Raw genomic sequence first — 16160 nt, 5'->3', positions numbered from 1 at the left:
TTGTTAAACAAAAACGGTAATGTTACGTGTAACATTTCTGCCGGATCCCGAGATGAACGACACCCGCAAGCGCCGCCCCACCCTGCAGGACATAGCCGACCTGACCGGGGTCACCAAGATGACCGTCAGCCGCTACCTGCGCGACCCGCAGGCCGTGGCCGAGGGCACCCGCGAGCGGATCGCCGCCGCGGTAGAGGAGCTCGGCTACATCCCCAACCGGGCGCCGGACATTCTCTCCAATGCCACCAGCAAGGCGATCGGCATCCTGATCCCCTCCCTCTCCAACCAGGTCTTCTCCGCCGTGGTGCACGGCATCGAGTCGGTGACCCGGCCCGCCGGCTACCAGACCCTGCTGGCCCACTACGGCTACAGCCCGGAGCGGGAAGAGGAGCAGGTCGCCTCCCTGCTCTCCTATCACGTGGATGGGCTGATCCTCTCCGACAGCCAGCACACCGAGCGCACCCGCAAGATGATCGCCACCGCCGGCATCCCGGTGGTGGAGACCATGGATCTGCCGCAGAGCCCCATCGACATGGTGGTCGGCATGGATCACCGGGCAGCCGCCCGGGCCATGGTAACAGAGATGCTGCGCCGGGGCCGACGCAAGCTGGTCTATCTGGGCGCGCGGCTCGACGTGCGCACCCAGCTGCGGATGGAAGGCTACTACCAGGCGATGCAGGATTTCGGCCTGAACGGCCAGCACCTGCTGACCGAGCAATCCTCCAGCTTCACCCTCGGCGGCCAGCTGCTGGAGCAGGCACTGGTGCGCTATCCCGATCTGGACGGCCTGTTCTGCACCAACGATGACCTGGCGGTGGGCGCCCTGCTGCAGTGTCAGGCCAAGTGGATACCCGTGCCCCAGCAGATCGCCATCGCCGGCAGCAACGCCCTCGACATCGGCCACGCCATGACCCCCAAACTGGCCAGTATCGTCACACCCCGCAAGGAGATCGGCCGTGCGGCCGCCACCATGCTGCTGGCCCGCCTCAACGGCCAGCCACTGGCCGACACCCGCCTCGACATGGGCTTCTCCCTGTACGAGGGGGACAGTCTGGGCTGAGGCCCAGATCCACACCATGCAGCCAAAACAGAGCAGGCCACCCGAGGGTGGCCTGCTTGCTTGGCAAACGGAAGGTCCGGCTCACGCCGGTGTCAAATCAGGATGCGACCAGGGCGACGGCTTCGCGGGAGAGGCGGGTCACCTCTTCCCAGTTGCCGTTCTTGACGGCCTCGGCCGGCAGCATCCAGGAGCCGCCGACGGTGGCCACGCATTTCAGCGCCAGGTAATCGGCCACGTTTTTCGGGCCGATACCGCCGGTGGGACAGAACTTCACCTGGGGCAGCGGCGCGGCGATGGCGGAGAGCGCCTTGGTGCCGCCGTTCGCTTCGGCCGGGAAGAATTTGAGGTGGTCGTAACCGGCTTCCAGCGCCTGCATCACCTCGGACGGGGTGGCCACGCCCGGGATCAGCGGCGCCGTGCTGTTGGCCGCGTGGGCCAGCAGGGCCGGGGTCATCCCCGGGGAGATGACGAAGCGGGCACCGGCGGCCACGGCAGCATCAAACTGCGCGCAGTTGAGCACGGTGCCGGCACCGACCATGGCATCCGGCATCGCCTTGGCGATGAGGGCGATGGCCTCCAGTGCGACCGGGGTGCGCAGGGTGATCTCGAACACCGAGATGCCGCCGTCCAGCAGCGCCTTGGCCATCGGCAGGGCCTGCTCCAGCTCGTTGATGACCATCACGGGTACCAGCGGGGAGGTGGCAAACACCTCGGCCGGGCTCACTTTCCAGTTCTGCATAGCTCTTCCTTAGTCAAAAATGGTGGCGCCACACTCGGCGCTCGATACCGCGCGACGCATCACGCTGAACAGTTCACGGCCCCACCCCTCTTGTTCCAGAGTGAGGTCGATCTCGGCCTGGGTACGGCCACTCAAATTGGTCAGGCAGTCGAGGCTGCCGTTTACCGCGTCCACCCGCAGCAGGTCGCCATCGGCAAGCAGACCGATGGTCCCGCCGTGCAGCGCTTCCGGGGTGACGTGGATGGCGGCCGGGATCTTGCCGGAGGCGCCGGAGAGGCGGCCATCGGTGACCAGCGCCACCTTGTAACCCGCCTTTTGCAGGTTGCCGAGCACCGGCATCAGCTTGTGCAGCTCCGGCATGCCATTGGCGGCCGGGCCATTGTGGCGCACCACGATGACGGCGTCCTGATTGAGATCGCCCGCCTTGTAGGCCGCCTCCACCGCATGCTGGGAGGAGAAGACCCGTGCCGGCGCCTCGATGACGCGATACTCGGGAGCCACGGCGGAGACCTTGACCACGGCGCGGCCCAGATTGCCCGCCAGCAGCTTGGTGCCGCCGGTGGCCTGAAATACGCTGCCGGAAGGCGACAACACGCTCGCATCACCGCTCTCGCCCACCGGCTGCCATACCAGCTGGCCATCCACCAGTGCCGGACGGCTGAGGTAATCCTGCATCTCGCCAAACACCGGAGTGGCATCCAGGTGGATCAGCCCTTCTTGCGCCAGCCGGCGCATCAGGCCGGGCACACCGCCCGCCTGTTCGAAGGCGTTGACGTCGGCCGGGCCGTTCGGGTACATGCGTACCAACAGCGGCACCACGTCGGAGAGATCGCTGATGTCATCCCAGGTCAGGTGCAGGCCGGCGGCGCGGGCCAGCGCCACCATGTGGATGCTGTGGTTGGTGCTGCCGCCGGAGGCGAGCAGGGCCACCAGTCCGTTGACCAGCGAGCGCTCGTCGATCACCGCACTCAGGGGGCGATAGGCCGGGGAACCCGGGATCATTGCGCTGATGCGGCGGGCCGCCTCCTCGGTGAGGGCGCGGCGCAGCTCGCTGTGCGGGTGGACGAAGGCGGAGCCGGGCAGCATCAGACCCATGGCCTCGAACACCAGCTGGTTGGTGTTGGCGGTGCCGTAGAAGGTGCAGGTGCCCGCCGCGTGGTAGGCGCCGCACTCCATCTGCAGCAGGGCGTCACGGCCCACTTCGCCGGCGGCGTACTGCTGGCGCACCTTCACCTTCTCGTCATTGCTGATGCCGCTCGCCATCGGGCCGGCTGGCACGAAGGCGGTGGGCAGGTGGGCGTGGGAGAGCGCCCCCATGATCTGGCCCGGCGCTATCTTGTCGCAGATGCCGAGCAGCAGGGTGGCGTCGAAGGTGTTGTGGGAGAGCGACAGCGCGGTCGCCTGGGCGATCAGATCGCGGGAGAACAGAGACATGTCCATCCCCGGCTGCCCCTGGGTCACGCCGTCGCACATGGCGGGCACGCCGCCGGCCACCTGGGCGCTGTGGCCCAGCTCGGCCAGCGCGGCCTTGATGATGTCCGGATAGCCCTGATAGGGCTGATGGGCGCTCAGCATGTCGTTGTAGGCGGTGACGATGCCGACGTTGGCACGGGTCATGTCGAGGATGCGCCCCTTCTCGTCACAGCTGGAGGCGGCCACGGCATGGGCCAGGTTGCCGCAGGCCAGCGCGGCGCGGGTCTTGCCCTGATCGGCCTGACGCTGGATGCGGGCCAGGAAGGCCTGGCGACGGGCGGCACTGCGCTCGCGAATGCGGGCGGTGACGCTGGAAATGACCTGATGGATCATTGGGCTTGCTCCAATGCTGTGACGGCGCGATCAACCACCTGTTCGAAGGTGCCGTCGATATCGATGTGGAATACACCGGCTTCGCCGTCCGGGCGCTCCAGGGTATCGAACTGACTTTGTACCATGCTTTCGCGCATGAAGTGGCCCTTGCGGGCCCGCATCCGCTCGAGGATCAGCGGCTGGCTGCCGTCGAGGAAGAGGAAGCTGACCGACTCGTTACCTTCACGGATCTGGTCGCGGTACTGCTTCTTGAGGGCCGAGCAGACGATGACGCCCACCTCGTTTTTCTGCTCCAGGCTGTAGGCCGCGTCGCGGATCCGCTCCAGCCAGGGGGCGCGGTCCTCGTCGTTGAGGGGGTTGCCGCCGGCCATCTTCTGGATGTTGGCCCTGGGGTGCAGATCATCACCGTCGATGAACTTGGCGCCCAGCACGCTGGCCACCTTGAGGCCCACGCTGGACTTGCCGCTACCACATACACCCATCACGATAATGCTCTTACCCGCCATTGTTTGACCTCTATCTCATTTTTCAAAAAACGTGCTGCCGATGGGTTCTAACTTAGCACGTTACCGGTAACATGTTACCGGTAACAACAAGAATTGTGAAGTCTGCCACAGACTGAGCGCACTCATAGTCACCTGGGCAATCGAGTTTGAGCCCTGGCCATAAATCTAAATAAATCATAAAGATATGGTCTGCCGACGGATCGGCAGGGTGTCGACACTGAACTTGGAACAAGGAATGCACAACAATGTCTGACCTCTCCCTGATCATGACGGCCGCCGGCTCCATCGTGCTGCTGCTCTTTCTGGTGATGAAGGCCCGCCTGCACGCGGTCGTCTCCCTCATCCTGGTCTCCATGGTGGCGGGGCTCGCCGCCGGCATGAACCCGGCCGACATCGCCGCCACCATCCAGAAAGGGATGGGCGGCACCCTCGGCTTCGTCGCCGTGGTGGTGGCACTGGGCGCCATGTTCGGCAAGGTGATGGAAGTCACCGGCGCCCTCGACCGGGTGGCCCATACCCTGCTCGGCAAGTTCGGCGTCAAGCGCGCCAACTGGGCCATGGCGCTGACCGGCTTCGTCTGCGCACTGCCGCTGTTCTTCGACGTGGCCGTGGTGCTGCTGATCGGCGTCGCCTTCGCCATCGTCCGCCGTGGTGGCGGCAGCGTGGTGAAGATCGGCATCGCCCTGCTGGCGGGTATCGCCACCTGCCAGGCCTTCCTGATCCCGGCGCCGGGCCCCATCCTGGTGGCATCCCAGCTGGGCGCCGACTTCGGCTACATGATCCTGTTCGGCCTGATCGCCGCCGTTCCGGCCCTGATCCTGGCCGGCCCGCTGTTTGGCGAGCTGATCAGCAAGGTGGTCGACGTGCCGCTGCCGGCCGACGCCCAGAGCAGCGCCCACGACGACGGCCATAACCTGCCCTCCTTCGGGCTGGCCATGGGTCTCATCGGCCTGCCGCTGCTGCTGATCGGTCTCAAGACCATCGTTGGCCGCTTCGTCGAGGCCGGCACACCCCTGCACGGCTGGCTGGAGTTCATCGGCCACCCCTTCACCGCCATCATGGTCGCCTGTCTGGCCGCCTTCTACCTGCTGGGGATCCGTCGCGGCATGTCCCGTGACGAGGTGATGAACGTCTGCAACAGCGCCATCCAGCCAGCCGGCGTCATCATCCTGGTGACCGGTGCCGGTGGCGTGTTCAAGCAGATCCTGGTGGATTCCGGCGTGGGTGCCGCCCTTGGCAACATGCTGGCGGACTCCGGCCTGCCCATCGTCGCGCTGGCCTTCATCCTGGCGGCCGCGGTGCGGGTCATTCAGGGTTCCGCCACCGTCGCCATGCTGACCGCCTGCGGTCTGGTGCTGCCGATGCTGGAGCCGCTCGGCCTGAACGGCGCCCAGCTGGCGGCGGTCACCATCGCCATCGGCGGCGGGGCCATCGTGCTCTCCCACGTCAATGACTCCGGCTTCTGGCTGGCCAACCGCTACCTCGGCCTCACCGAGAAGCAGACCCTGCAGACCTGGACCGTGATGGAGACCATCATAGGCACCACCGGCGGCGTGATGGCGATGATCATCTACAGCTTCCTCTGATCGCAACCGTGCGGAAAAAGGCCTCCAATGTGAGGCCTTTTTCATCTTTATGACGATTCTTTCTTTGGCTAACAGGGCGAGATTGCTAGAATCGCCTATCCATCGCTCCGAGTGGAACGCTTAACGCAGTGATTTCAGGTTTCTCTATGCATTCATCGGCACATTATCGACAGCTGCTGGCGCGTCTGCCCCAGATCGCCGTCGCCGCAGACCAGTTTGAAGTGCTCAACAGCGCCAAGGACTTCAAGAGCCGGATCCTTTCGCTCATCGCCAGCGCGCGTCAGCGCATCTATCTGGTGGCGCTCTATCTGCAGGATGACGAGGCGGGACGGGAGATCCTCTCCGCCCTCTACGCCGCCAAGCAGCGCAACCCGGCCCTCGACGTCAAGGTGTTCGTCGACTTCCACCGTGCCCAGCGCGGCCTGATCGGCAAGGGCAAGCAAGGCGGCAACCACCTGATGTATCAGGAGATGGCCGCTCGCCATGAGCACCAGATCGCCATCTACGGCGTGCCGGTGAAGGGGCGTGAGCTGCTCGGGGTGCTGCACCTCAAGGGCTTCATCTTCGATGACACCCTGCTCTACTCCGGTGCCAGCCTCAACGACATCTACCTGCACCAGCAGGATCGCTACCGTTTCGACCGCTATCACCAGATCACCAGCCCGGAGCTGACCCGCAGCATGGTCAACTACGTGGATGACCTGTTCCTGCGCAGCGAGGCGGTGCAGCGGCTGGATCGCATCGACATCCCCAGCGCCAAGCAGCTGAAGGGGCCGATCCGCCGCTTCAAGCACAACCTGCGCCTCGGTCAGTACCGCTTCGACACCATGCCGGTAAACAGCCAGGAGGTGGCCATCACCCCGATGAGCGGCCTGGGCAAGCGTGGCAACCAGCTCAACAAGATGATCCGTACTCTGGTGCGGGCCACCGAGCGGGAGATCTTCATCTGCACCCCCTACTTCAACCCGCCCAAGGAGTTGAACAAGGATATCGAGGCCCTGCTCAAGCGCGGCTGCAAGGTGACGATCGTGGTGGGCGACAAGACCGCCAACGACTTCTTCATTCCGCCGGAGGAGAAATTCTCCACCATCGGCGGTCTGCCCTATCTGTACGAGACCAACCTGCGCAAGTTCGCCGAGCGCAACCAGCATCACATCGATGCCGGCCGTCTCAACCTGATGCTCTGGTGCTGCGAGCGCAACTCCTACCACCTCAAGGGGATCTTCGTGGATGACGAGTGGGCCCTGCTCACCGGCAACAACCTCAATCCCCGCGCCTGGGCGCTGGATCTGGAGAACGGTCTGCTGGTCTACGATCGCCGTCACCTGCTGCGGCCCCAGTTCAACGCCGAGCGCGAGAACATCCTGGCCAACACCAAGCGCATCAGCCACTTCGATCAGATCGAGCAGATCCAGGACTACCCGGATCAGGTACGCAAGCTGCTGGCCCGGATCCACAGGGTCAAAGCCCACATCCTGCTCAAGCGCATCATCTGACCGGGACGCATCGCACCCTCAGGGATCCTCACAAGGGCCTGCCGCACATCGGCAGGCCCTTGTCATTGGGGGCTCCGCTCCCCACCAGCCGAGCCCCAACCGTACGACGCGGCTTGCGTCGAGACAGCAATAAACCCTATCATCTGGACATATTTACAGTGTTTTCGGGCATCTAATTGATGAAATTGGATAAAATCTCCCTCGACAGCCTCAAGGGCGTCGGCAGCAAGATGCAGGAAAAGCTCGAGCGGCTGGGACTGGCCACGGTGCAGGATCTGCTGTTCCACCTCCCCCTGCGCTACGAGGACCGCACCCAGGTGTGGCCCATCGGCGATCTGCCGCCCGGCCTGCACGGCGCCGTCGAGGGGGAGATCCAGGACACTCAGCTGGTGATGGGGCGTCGCCGCATGCTGGTGTGCCGCATCAGCGACGGTACCGGCACCCTCACCCTGCGCTTCTTCAACTTCACCGCCGCCCAGAAGAACAGCCTGAGCCCGGGCCGCCTGATGCGCTGCTTCGGCGAGGTGCGCCCCGGCAAATACGGGCTGGAGATGGCCCACCCCGAGTACAAGCTGCTCGGCGAGGAGCAGGCCGGCCAGACCGAAGAGGCGCTCACCCCCGTCTACCCGACCACCGAAGGGCTGCGCCAGCTCACCCTGCGCAGCCTCACCGATCAGGCGCTGGCCCAGCTCGACCTCTACGGGGTAGAGGAGCTGCTGCCCGCCGGCCTCTATCCCCAGCAGATCGATCTGGCCGCGGCCCTGAAGCTGCTGCACCGTCCGCCCCCCTCGGTGGCGCTGGCCCTGCTCGAGAGCGGCCAGCACCCGGCCCAGCAGCGGCTGGTGCTGGAGGAGCTGCTGGCCCACAACCTCTCGGTCTTGAAAGTGCGGGCCCAGGCACAAACCCAGCTGGCCCGCGCCCTCAAGCCGGCCCCGGCACTGGTCGAACAGCTGCTCGGCGCCCTGCCGTTCACCCCCACCGGAGCGCAGAACCGGGTGGTGGCGGAGATCGGCCGGGATCTGCAACAGAGCCACCCCATGATGCGGCTGGTGCAGGGGGACGTGGGCTCAGGTAAAACGCTGGTCGCGGCGCTGGCCGCCCTGCAGGCCATCGGCAACGGCTGCCAGGTGGGGCTGATGGCGCCGACCGAGCTGCTGGCCGAGCAGCACGCCATCAACTTCGCCAAGTGGCTGGAACCGCTCGGCATCGGAGTCGGCTGGCTGGCGGGCAAGCAGAAGGGCAAGGCACGAGAAGAAGCGCTGGCCGCCATCGCCGATGGCAGCGTCAAGATGGTGGTGGGCACCCACGCCATCTTCCAGGAGCAGGTGGTGTTCCAGCGCCTCGCCCTGGTCATCATCGATGAACAACACAGATTCGGGGTGCATCAGCGGCTCGCACTGCGGGAAAAAGGGGAGCGGGAAGGGGTACATCCCCATCAGCTGATCATGACCGCCACCCCCATCCCCCGTACCCTGGCGATGACCGCCTATGCCGACCTCGATACCTCCATCATCGACGAGCTGCCACCGGGCCGTACTCCCATCACCACGGTGGCGCTGCCCGACAGCCGCCGCCAGGACGTGATCGAACGGGTCAGACTGGCCTGCGAAGAGGGCAAGCAGGCCTACTGGGTCTGCACCCTGATCGAGGAGTCGGAGGTGCTGGAGTGCCAGGCCGCCGAGGACACCGCCGCCGAGCTGCAGAACCTGCTGCCCGGCCTGCACATCGGGCTGGTGCACGGCCGGATGCGGCCGGTCGAGAAACAGCGGGTGATGGAGGAGTTCAAGGCGGGCATACTGCAGCTGCTGGTCGCCACCACCGTCATCGAGGTGGGGGTGGACGTGCCCAACGCCAGCCTGATGATCATCGAAAACCCGGAGCGACTGGGGCTGGCGCAGCTGCACCAGCTGCGCGGCCGGGTCGGGCGCGGCTCGGTGGCCTCCCACTGCGTGCTGCTCTATCATGCCCCCTTGTCCAAGACGGCCCAGAGCCGGCTCGGGGTGCTGCGGGAGACCAACGACGGCTTTCTCATCGCCCAGCGGGATCTGGAGCTGCGCGGCCCGGGGGAGTTGCTCGGCACCCGCCAGACCGGGCTGGCCGACCTCAAGATCGCCGATCTGGTACGCGACCAATCGCTCATCCCGCAGGTGCAGAAGATGGCGCGCTTCCTGATGGACCGCCACCCGAGCCATGTCGAACCCTTGATACGGCGCTGGCTCGGCCTACGGGATCACTACTCGAATGCCTGACCTGCGGGATCACGCTGCCAACGCCTGATCACTCAATCAATACAGGAGGAAAGCGCTTATGAATTCCTGGCTGCGCGGCCTGCTCTACACCCTTGCCTTCCTGTTGCTCTTTGTCTGGGTCGGGCTCGGCCTGTTCGACGCCGAGCGGGCCAAGGGGTCCATCGCCGGCTGGCTCAGCCAGCAGACCGGCGTGCCGGTCACCATAGGCCGGCTGGTGTTCAACCCGCTCCACCCCTACACCCTGCTGGCGGAGCAGGTGAGTTACGGCAACGCCGTGACCCTCGACAAGATCTATCTCGAGATAGAGAGCATCGACTGGTTGAGCCGGGACGTGCGCATCGCCCATCTCGATCTCATTCGCCCGGCCATCAAGCTGCCGTTGCCCAACCAGCTGCCGAGCCTGCCGGTGCACTCCCTCACCATCGCCGACAGCACCATAGACCGGCTCAGCCTGGAGAGCGACGGGCTGACCCTGCGCGGCCTCAACGCCACCCTGAGCGACTGGCAGCTGCTCAATCCGGTGCGCCCACCCCAGGCCAACCTGACCCTCAACATCAATGAGCTGGCGACCCCGGCCTGGGCACTCTCCCGCCTCAACCTGGCCGGCCGGCTGGAGGGGCAGGTGCTGAGTACCGACAAGCTGACCGCCAACCTGTTCGACGGTCTGCTCGAAACCGGCATGGTGCTGGACTGGCCCGCCCGCAGCCTGCGGCTGAACAAACTCAAGACCCAGGGCATGCGCATCGAGTGGGGCACCCTTGCCAAAGCCGAATCCCCCCTGCGCCAGGTCAGCCTGGATCTCGGCCAAATCCGGGATCTCAGCTTCAACGACATCGAGCAGGAGCTGGCCCTCAACAACCTCAACGGCCAGCTGACCGCCTTCAACTGGCAAGCCGGCAGCACGCCCAGCGGCTACTTCTCGGGGACCCTCGGCGATCTCGGCCGCGGCCTGTTCCAGCTGGAATCCATCCAGGGCAAGGTCGCCTTCTCGCCCCAGCAGCTGGATGCCGAGTTGCAGGGCAAGGCCTATGAAGGGGAGTTCAACCTGGAACTCTCTCTCGATCCCCTGCAGCAGAAGCTGACCCTCAAAGACATGGCGCTGAGCGGCATGGACATCAGTCTGCCGGAAGGGTGGTGGCAGGATTGGCAGCGCTGGCGCCCGCAGCAGATCGACATCCGCAAGCTGGCCTTCGACAAGCTCAAGGTGCTCTCCTTCGACGATACCCTGCCCCTGTCGCTGACCGGCTGGCAGTTCTATCTGACCGATCTCAGCCTGCGCGGCAACCAGCCGGGCCCGCTGCTGGGCCGGGCCCGGCTCGAGAGCGCCTGGTTCGAACTGGTGTGGGACGGCCTCAGCGCCCGCAACGGCGAGCTGGATGGCGAGCTGACGGCCGGCTCCTGGCAGCTCAACAAGCTCACCAGCTCGCTGCCGGATGAGGGCAGCCTCAGCCTGAGCGGCCAGTGGGGACGCGAGCCGGGCCAGACCAGCCGGTTGCAGCTCAAGGGCGAGAAACTGGATCTGGTGCAGTGGGGCAAGCTCCTCCACTCCCCCGTCTCCTTCGCCGGCAAGGTGGATCTGAGCGCCGATCTGCAGGCGCTGCACGGTGGCACTCCGGGCGCCTGGCGCAGCTCCCTGCAGGGGAACATTGCACTCGATGCCACCGAGCCGTTCTGGGACAAGGTGAAGATAGATCCGCTGCTGGATCAGTGGTTCAAGCAGGCGGCGGCCCCAACCCTCACCCCGGCCGAGCTCTGGCAGGCGATGCAGGAGGGCGACACCCCCTTCTATCGCATCAAGCTGCAGGGCAAGGTGGCACAGGGCCAGCTGAAGATCGAGCAGGCCGGCGCTTCCACCATCACTCACCTGCTGGGGGTGCAGGGCAGCGTCGATCTGGTCAATGAGCAGTGGCAGCTGGATCTGGGCGTCCTCAACGGCCAGAACTGCGCCGAGCTGCTCGGCCAGTGGCGCGGGCCGCTCGCCGAACCGACGCTCAGCTGGGGCTTCCAGCAAAAACCAAACGGCTGCGGCTGGGAGACCGGCGTACGCTACCCACCCCAGGGCAACAGCAGTCCGCTCTGGCGACCGGCGCCGAAGGCCCCGGCCGCACAGGCGGCCAACGGCTAGCCGATAGAAAACAACAAGGCCTCGCGATGAGGCCTTGTTGCTTGATGGGAGCCAGCGCGCCGCTACTGGCCCGGCCGCTTCACCGGCTGCACCACGTAGTGACCGAGGAACTCGGCTGCCAGCTTGTCGCCGCTGAACAGTTTGATCTTGAGGCTGAACTTGGCGGATTCGCCGGCCTTAAGTGGCTCGAGCACGGCGGGCATGCCTTCGCGCGCCACCCGCGCCTCCGGCTCCTCCTTGACCGGCCGGTAGTACTTGATGTTGCCCTCCGCCAGCACTGTATCCCCCACCAGCCCCGCCTCCTTGAGTTGCAGCCAGATCAGGCCCCAACCCGCCAGCACGCACTGGCTGTAGATGCTGCCGGCGAACATGGTGTCGTGCACGTTGAGATTGGCCGCCAGATTGGCCTTGAGGTGGAAGGTCTGGCCATCGTAGTGGGTGATGTGCACCCCCATCTTCTCGCTGATGGGAATGCCGCGCGACCAGCGGGTGGTGAGGTCCTGACACCACTCCGGCCGGTACTGGATGGTCTGTAGCGGGCTCAGGGACTTGATCATCTGGCGGTGCGGAATGCGGCCGAAGGAGACAGGGCCTTCCCCCACCTCCAGAAAGCCGCACTTGCGGTAGAACTCCACCGCCTCCTGGCGGGCATTCATCACCAGCCGCTTCACCTTCTCGCTGCGGGCCAGCTGCTCGAGATCTTCCACCATGCGGGCACCCAGCCCCTGACCTCGAAATTCGGGGCGCAGCGCCATGAAGCGGATCTGGGCCTCGTCACCGCCGACAAACAGCCGCCCCACCGCGATGGGCGTGTCGTCGGGGGCCAGCATCAGCCGGTGAATGGCGACGGTATCGTATTCATCCCGCTCGGAACCGACGGGCAGATTGAAGGGTTTACGCAGTAGTTCCCAGCGTAACTGGTAGTAAGAGTCCAGCTCGGCGGCCGTTTGAGGAGTGACTACCCGGTACATAAAGCGATCCTTGAGTTAGCGCCGACGGACAGACGGAAGGGCTTGCGTCCCCATGCCTCCCACCTCAACTGATAATGGGCATCCGGTTCGGCTGCCGTCTGGGGGGTGACCACCCGGTACATAGTTCCATCCTTGAGTTACACTGGTCGAAAACCATCTTGCCGTGCAAATTCATGGACTTCAATCTGCAAGCGTACCAAGCCGACCACTTATTGCACCTCAGCGCCAAGCCCCAGCGCCGGCTCACCGTACAGGAAAATGCCCATCATCGCTGGTTGGAGATCGACGGCGTGGTGCAGTCGGCCATGTCCCTGGCCGAACCCGCCACCCTCTGCCTGCCGCACCAGCAGGTGATCGCCTGTCTGCTGCCCGAGCAGGCCGACAGCATCCTCGAGCTGGGGTTGGGGGGCGGCGATCTCACCCGCCATCTGCACCAACGCTGGCCAGATGCCCGTCACGAGTGCGTCGACCTCGATGAAGAGGTGATCACCCTCTATCAGCTTTTCTTTCAGCCCGACCAACACCCGCAGCGTACGCCAACCCTGCACCAGGCCGATGCCCTCGCCTTTCTGGAGCAGAGCGAGGCGCAGTACGACCTCATCCTGCTCGACCTGTTCAGCCAGGACGGCAATCCGCCGCTGCTGTTCCAGGAGCGGATCTATCAGGCGCTGGCCCCCCGCCTGAACGGCGAGCTCATCATCAACCTGCTGCCACGCACCCGTCTCGAGCTGACCCGGGTGCTGATGCTGCTGGAGCAGTGGGTCGGCCCCACCACCCCCTACCCGGTGCCGGGGCTGCGCAATGTCCTGCTGCACACGGCCCCCCGCTACGAGCTGGCGTCAGACCTGTAGCCAGAAGGTGACCGGGCCGTCGTTGACCAGCGCCACCTTCATGTCGGCGGCGAAGCGGCCAGTGGCGGTCGGGGTGCCGCTGACAGCGGCCTGCGCCACGAAATAGTCATACAGCCGCTCGGCCTCGGCCGGATGGGCGCCGCCGGAGAAGCTGGGCCTCATCCCTTTGTTGGTATCCGCTGCCAGGGTGAACTGGGAGACCACCAGCAGGCTGCCGCCGGCCTGGCTTACGTTGAGGTTCATCTTGCCATTCTCATCGGAGAAGATGCGGTAACCGCTCACCTTGTGCAGCAGCTTGTCGGCCTTGGCCTCGTCATCCCCTTGCTCCACCCCGAGCAACACCAGCAGACCCTGACCGATGGCCCCGGTCACCTCGCCCTCTACCGTTACGCTGGCCTCGCTGACCCGCTGAATCAGTGCAATCACATCCCTCTCCTCTCAAAACGAAACGACCGCCCCCATCTACTGGTGGGGGCGGTCGTCGATGCTAACAGCAAGAGGCCGGATCAGGCCAACTCATCGGCACCCGGTCGCTCATATTCGCCGAGGCAGGCGGTGGTTTCCGCACCAAGCAAGACCACCAGCCAGCTCAGGTAGACCCAGACAAACAGGATGGGGATGGTCGCCAGCGCGCCATAGATGGCCTGATAGGAGGGGAAGTTGGTGATGTAGATGGCAAAGCCGCGCTTGGCCAGCTCGAACAGGGTGGCCGCCACCAGCGCGCCGATGAAGGCGTGCATCAGCCGCACCTTGCAGTTGGGTACCACGGTATAGACCAGCAGGAAGGTCAGTACCGAGAACAGGAACGGCAGGCCCCGCAGCAACAGATAGCCGATGCCGAACAGGCTCTCGGCCCCGAACAGCCGCAGCGAGAAAATGTAGGAGGAGATGGCGATGCTGGCCCCGATGAGCACCGGCCCCAGCGTCAGGATCATCCAGTACATGGCGAATGCCTGCGCCAGCGGCCGGCTCTGGGTGGAACGCCAGATGTAGTTGAGGTTCTTGTCGATGGCCGAGATCAGCATCAGCGCCACCACGATCAGGGCGCCGATGCCGACTGCCGTGGTGTTGGTGGCGTTGGCCACGAAGCCGTCGATGTACTCCTTGAGCATCTCGCCGGCGGTAGGCACGAAGTTGTGATAGACGAACTGCTCCATCGCCTGCTTCAGGCTCTGAAACACCGGAAAGGCCGACATCATGCCGAATACCACGGCGATCATGGGCACCAGGGAGAGCAGGGTCACATAGGCCAGATAGCCGGCGGTGACCGTCAGCCTGTCCTGCTGGAAACGGCCCCAGACGAACTGGGCGAAGTGGCCACCATCGTGGCGTAAAAAAGAGAGGGCATGGCCAAGACGGCCGCCGAATTTCTGCTGCATTGTCGCTCCCAACGTCTTCATAGTGCAGACATTGTGTCAGATAGCATGGTCATTTGACCACCCGTGGGCCGGCCGGGTGCGACTCGCACCGGCACCTGCAATCGCCTGCCCGCTGCGAGCAGGCATAAAAAAAGGTTCATCGCGGCTTTCCGGGGAAGGCCGCCTTGATTTTCAGAAAAAAGTATTCTGAGTCCCTAAATCCATATGCCATACGCTTTATCACTTTGATCTTGTTGTTCACCCCTTCCAGCACACTCGTGTGCATCGGGTAGTTTGCACTCGCCAGGATCCCCCGCATATATTTCGATAAATTTCGACCAAATCGTTGCAGCGGCGCTAGCCCGCTTTCCTTCACCTGCCGCATCCAGCTCCGCCATCGTCGCCATCCTTCCCACACGCTCGGCGCATACCAGATGCCCTTCAACCCCTCTTTCAGCACGTACACCATCGCCAGCGGTTGATTCGCCGCCAACAGCTCCTGCAACTTCACATCCTGTTTTTCACTCAACTTCGCCCGATTACGTAGCAGCAACCAACGCGCACTTTTGACCACTTTTCGCGCCGGTTTATCGCTTTTCAGTGCATTCGCCTGCTCCACTCGCACCCGGTCCACCACCTCTCGGCCATAGCGAGCCACCACGTGGAACAGGTCGTAGACCACCTCCGCCTGCGGGCAGTGTTGCTTCACCTCCAGGTCGAACGCCGTGTTCATGTCCATCGCCACCGCTTCAATCTGCTGGCATCGCTCGCCGAGCTGCTCGAAGAAGGGACGGATAGCGGCCCGGCTGTTGCCGTGCCCCACCCACAGGACGCGGGTTCGCTCGGCATCCATGATCACGGTGGCATAGCGGTGTCCCTTGTGCAGGGCAAACTCATCCATCACCAGCCGCCGCACCTCCCCAAGTTCGATGGTGCCCACACTGGTCTGCAAACGGCGCTTGTCGATCTCCTTGATGGTGTGCCAACCGACCCCGGTGAGCTGGCTGACATGGCGGATGGGGAGGTACTGAACGAGCGCTTCAATCCAGCACTGCATGCGCCGGGTGAGGCGGGAGCCAGAGGGGAGCCAGTCGATATGTTCACTGACGCGACCACAGCGCAGACAGTCGACGCGGCGAACAGGCAGTTGTAACCAGACTTGTCGGTCAAATAGGTCTCGCTCACGCACCCGGCGGATACGTTGGTCGTGGATCAATGGCGTGGGTTGCAGGCATCGGCGACAACGGGGCAAGAAGTCGGCGCGAGGCTCAAGGGTAAACAGGGTGTGATGGTTGGCAGAAAGCGCTTGGGCGATGACGGTATAACCTGGCCAGAAGGAGGCAATATCAATATGATGCACGGCGACAGCAGGGTGATGGTGGTGGTGTGTTTGGAGACAGCCAGTTTACCAGC

13 protein-coding genes are annotated in these 16160 nt (G+C 64.5%); 6 read left to right on the top strand and 7 right to left on the bottom strand.

From position 1 onward, the window contains the following. Window positions 1-52 precede the first annotated feature (52 nt). The gene (locus tag C2U40_RS24045; protein WP_103828659.1) at window positions 53-1060 is read left to right on the top strand and encodes a substrate-binding domain-containing protein; all 1008 of its coding nucleotides are present in this window, start codon (window positions 53-55) and stop codon (window positions 1058-1060) included. Window positions 1061-1157: 97 nt separating this feature from the next. Here the strand turns inward: C2U40_RS24045 and C2U40_RS24040 are convergent, their stop codons facing one another. The 3 genes from C2U40_RS24040 to C2U40_RS24030 are packed head-to-tail and all read right to left on the bottom strand — an operon-like array spanning window position 1158 to window position 4111. Beyond that, window positions 1158-1799 carry a bifunctional 4-hydroxy-2-oxoglutarate aldolase/2-dehydro-3-deoxy-phosphogluconate aldolase gene (locus C2U40_RS24040; protein ID WP_103828658.1) on the bottom strand — a complete coding sequence of 214 codons (642 nt, stop codon included), beginning with the start codon at window positions 1797-1799 and terminating at the stop codon, window positions 1158-1160. A gap of 9 nt (window positions 1800-1808) precedes the next feature. Continuing rightward, window positions 1809-3605, bottom strand: a complete 1797-nt coding sequence (gene edd, locus C2U40_RS24035; protein WP_103828657.1) for a phosphogluconate dehydratase — start codon at window positions 3603-3605, stop codon at window positions 1809-1811. Further along, entirely contained in the window at window positions 3602-4111 is a 510-nt protein-coding gene (locus tag C2U40_RS24030) for a gluconokinase (RefSeq protein ID WP_005307862.1), read from the bottom strand. The genes edd and C2U40_RS24030 overlap by 4 nt, the downstream gene beginning before the upstream one ends. A gap of 245 nt (window positions 4112-4356) precedes the next feature. On the opposite strand from C2U40_RS24030, the gene gntU reads away from it, so the two are divergent. From gntU to C2U40_RS24010, 4 genes are all read left to right on the top strand, one after another. Further along, on the top strand, window positions 4357-5697 hold the full coding sequence (gntU, locus tag C2U40_RS24025; RefSeq protein WP_103828656.1) for a gluconate transporter: 1341 nt from the start codon (window positions 4357-4359) through the stop codon (window positions 5695-5697). Window positions 5698-5843: 146 nt separating this feature from the next. Further along, window positions 5844-7193: a CDP-diacylglycerol--serine O-phosphatidyltransferase gene (gene pssA / locus C2U40_RS24020; RefSeq protein WP_181014911.1), complete on the top strand. Its 1350-nt coding sequence runs from the start codon at window positions 5844-5846 to the stop codon at window positions 7191-7193. Window positions 7194-7372: 179 nt separating this feature from the next. Next, on the top strand, window positions 7373-9442 hold the full coding sequence (recG, locus tag C2U40_RS24015) for an ATP-dependent DNA helicase RecG (RefSeq protein ID WP_039215264.1): 2070 nt from the start codon (window positions 7373-7375) through the stop codon (window positions 9440-9442). A 58-nt stretch (window positions 9443-9500) separates the two neighbouring features. Continuing rightward, window positions 9501-11567: an AsmA-like C-terminal region-containing protein gene (locus C2U40_RS24010; protein ID WP_103828654.1), complete on the top strand. Its 2067-nt coding sequence runs from the start codon at window positions 9501-9503 to the stop codon at window positions 11565-11567. A 62-nt stretch (window positions 11568-11629) separates the two neighbouring features. Here C2U40_RS24010 and C2U40_RS24005 read toward each other — a convergent pair whose 3' ends face one another. Continuing rightward, window positions 11630-12538 (bottom strand): bifunctional GNAT family N-acetyltransferase/hotdog fold thioesterase, encoded by a 909-nt coding sequence (locus tag C2U40_RS24005; protein WP_103828653.1) that lies wholly within the window; start codon window positions 12536-12538, stop codon window positions 11630-11632. Window positions 12539-12711: 173 nt separating this feature from the next. Here C2U40_RS24005 and C2U40_RS24000 point away from each other — a divergent pair, with 173 nt between their 5' ends. Next, the gene (locus C2U40_RS24000) at window positions 12712-13389 is read left to right on the top strand and encodes a spermidine synthase (protein WP_181014910.1); all 678 of its coding nucleotides are present in this window, start codon (window positions 12712-12714) and stop codon (window positions 13387-13389) included. Here C2U40_RS24000 and dtd read toward each other — a convergent pair. From dtd to C2U40_RS23985, 3 genes are all read right to left on the bottom strand, one after another. Continuing rightward, complete coding sequence (dtd, locus tag C2U40_RS23995; protein WP_103828651.1) at window positions 13378-13815, bottom strand: D-aminoacyl-tRNA deacylase; 438 nt, start codon at window positions 13813-13815, stop codon at window positions 13378-13380. The genes C2U40_RS24000 and dtd overlap by 12 nt on opposite strands. An 80-nt stretch (window positions 13816-13895) precedes the next feature. Further along, a complete protein-coding gene (locus C2U40_RS23990) occupies window positions 13896-14768 on the bottom strand; it encodes a virulence factor BrkB family protein (RefSeq protein ID WP_011704286.1) in 873 nt (290 codons plus the stop codon). A 136-nt stretch (window positions 14769-14904) separates the two neighbouring features. Next, the gene (locus C2U40_RS23985; RefSeq protein WP_081000878.1) at window positions 14905-16107 is read right to left on the bottom strand and encodes an ISL3-like element ISAeme19 family transposase; all 1203 of its coding nucleotides are present in this window, start codon (window positions 16105-16107) and stop codon (window positions 14905-14907) included. Between the last annotated feature and the right edge of the window lie 53 nt (window positions 16108-16160).

Origin of the sequence: Aeromonas sp. ASNIH4, from assembly GCF_002934425.1 — a bacterium.
Lineage (GTDB): Bacteria > Pseudomonadota > Gammaproteobacteria > Enterobacterales > Aeromonadaceae > Aeromonas > Aeromonas hydrophila.
The sequence above is the reverse complement of the archived record's forward strand: the minus strand, read 5'-3'. Positions and strand labels throughout refer to the sequence as shown.

Bases quoted from the DNA above. Each gene is read 5' to 3' on its own strand.
- edd (WP_103828657.1), bottom strand. From the start codon at position 3,605: ATGATCCATCAGGTCATTTCCAGCGTCACCGCCCGCATTCGCGAGCGC.
- C2U40_RS24000 (WP_181014910.1), top strand. From the start codon at position 12,712: ATGGACTTCAATCTGCAAGCGTACCAAGCCGACCACTTATTGCACCTC.
- C2U40_RS24010 (WP_103828654.1), top strand. From the start codon at position 9,501: ATGAATTCCTGGCTGCGCGGCCTGCTCTACACCCTTGCCTTCCTGTTG.
- gntU (WP_103828656.1), top strand. From the start codon at position 4,357: ATGTCTGACCTCTCCCTGATCATGACGGCCGCCGGCTCCATCGTGCTG.
- C2U40_RS23990 (WP_011704286.1), bottom strand. From the start codon at position 14,768: ATGCAGCAGAAATTCGGCGGCCGTCTTGGCCATGCCCTCTCTTTTTTA.
- C2U40_RS24045 (WP_103828659.1), top strand. From the start codon at position 53: ATGAACGACACCCGCAAGCGCCGCCCCACCCTGCAGGACATAGCCGAC.
- recG (WP_039215264.1), top strand. From the start codon at position 7,373: ATGAAATTGGATAAAATCTCCCTCGACAGCCTCAAGGGCGTCGGCAGC.
- C2U40_RS24030 (WP_005307862.1), bottom strand. From the start codon at position 4,111: ATGGCGGGTAAGAGCATTATCGTGATGGGTGTATGTGGTAGCGGCAAG.
- pssA (WP_181014911.1), top strand. From the start codon at position 5,844: ATGCATTCATCGGCACATTATCGACAGCTGCTGGCGCGTCTGCCCCAG.
- C2U40_RS24005 (WP_103828653.1), bottom strand. From the start codon at position 12,538: ATGTACCGGGTAGTCACTCCTCAAACGGCCGCCGAGCTGGACTCTTAC.
- C2U40_RS24040 (WP_103828658.1), bottom strand. From the start codon at position 1,799: ATGCAGAACTGGAAAGTGAGCCCGGCCGAGGTGTTTGCCACCTCCCCG.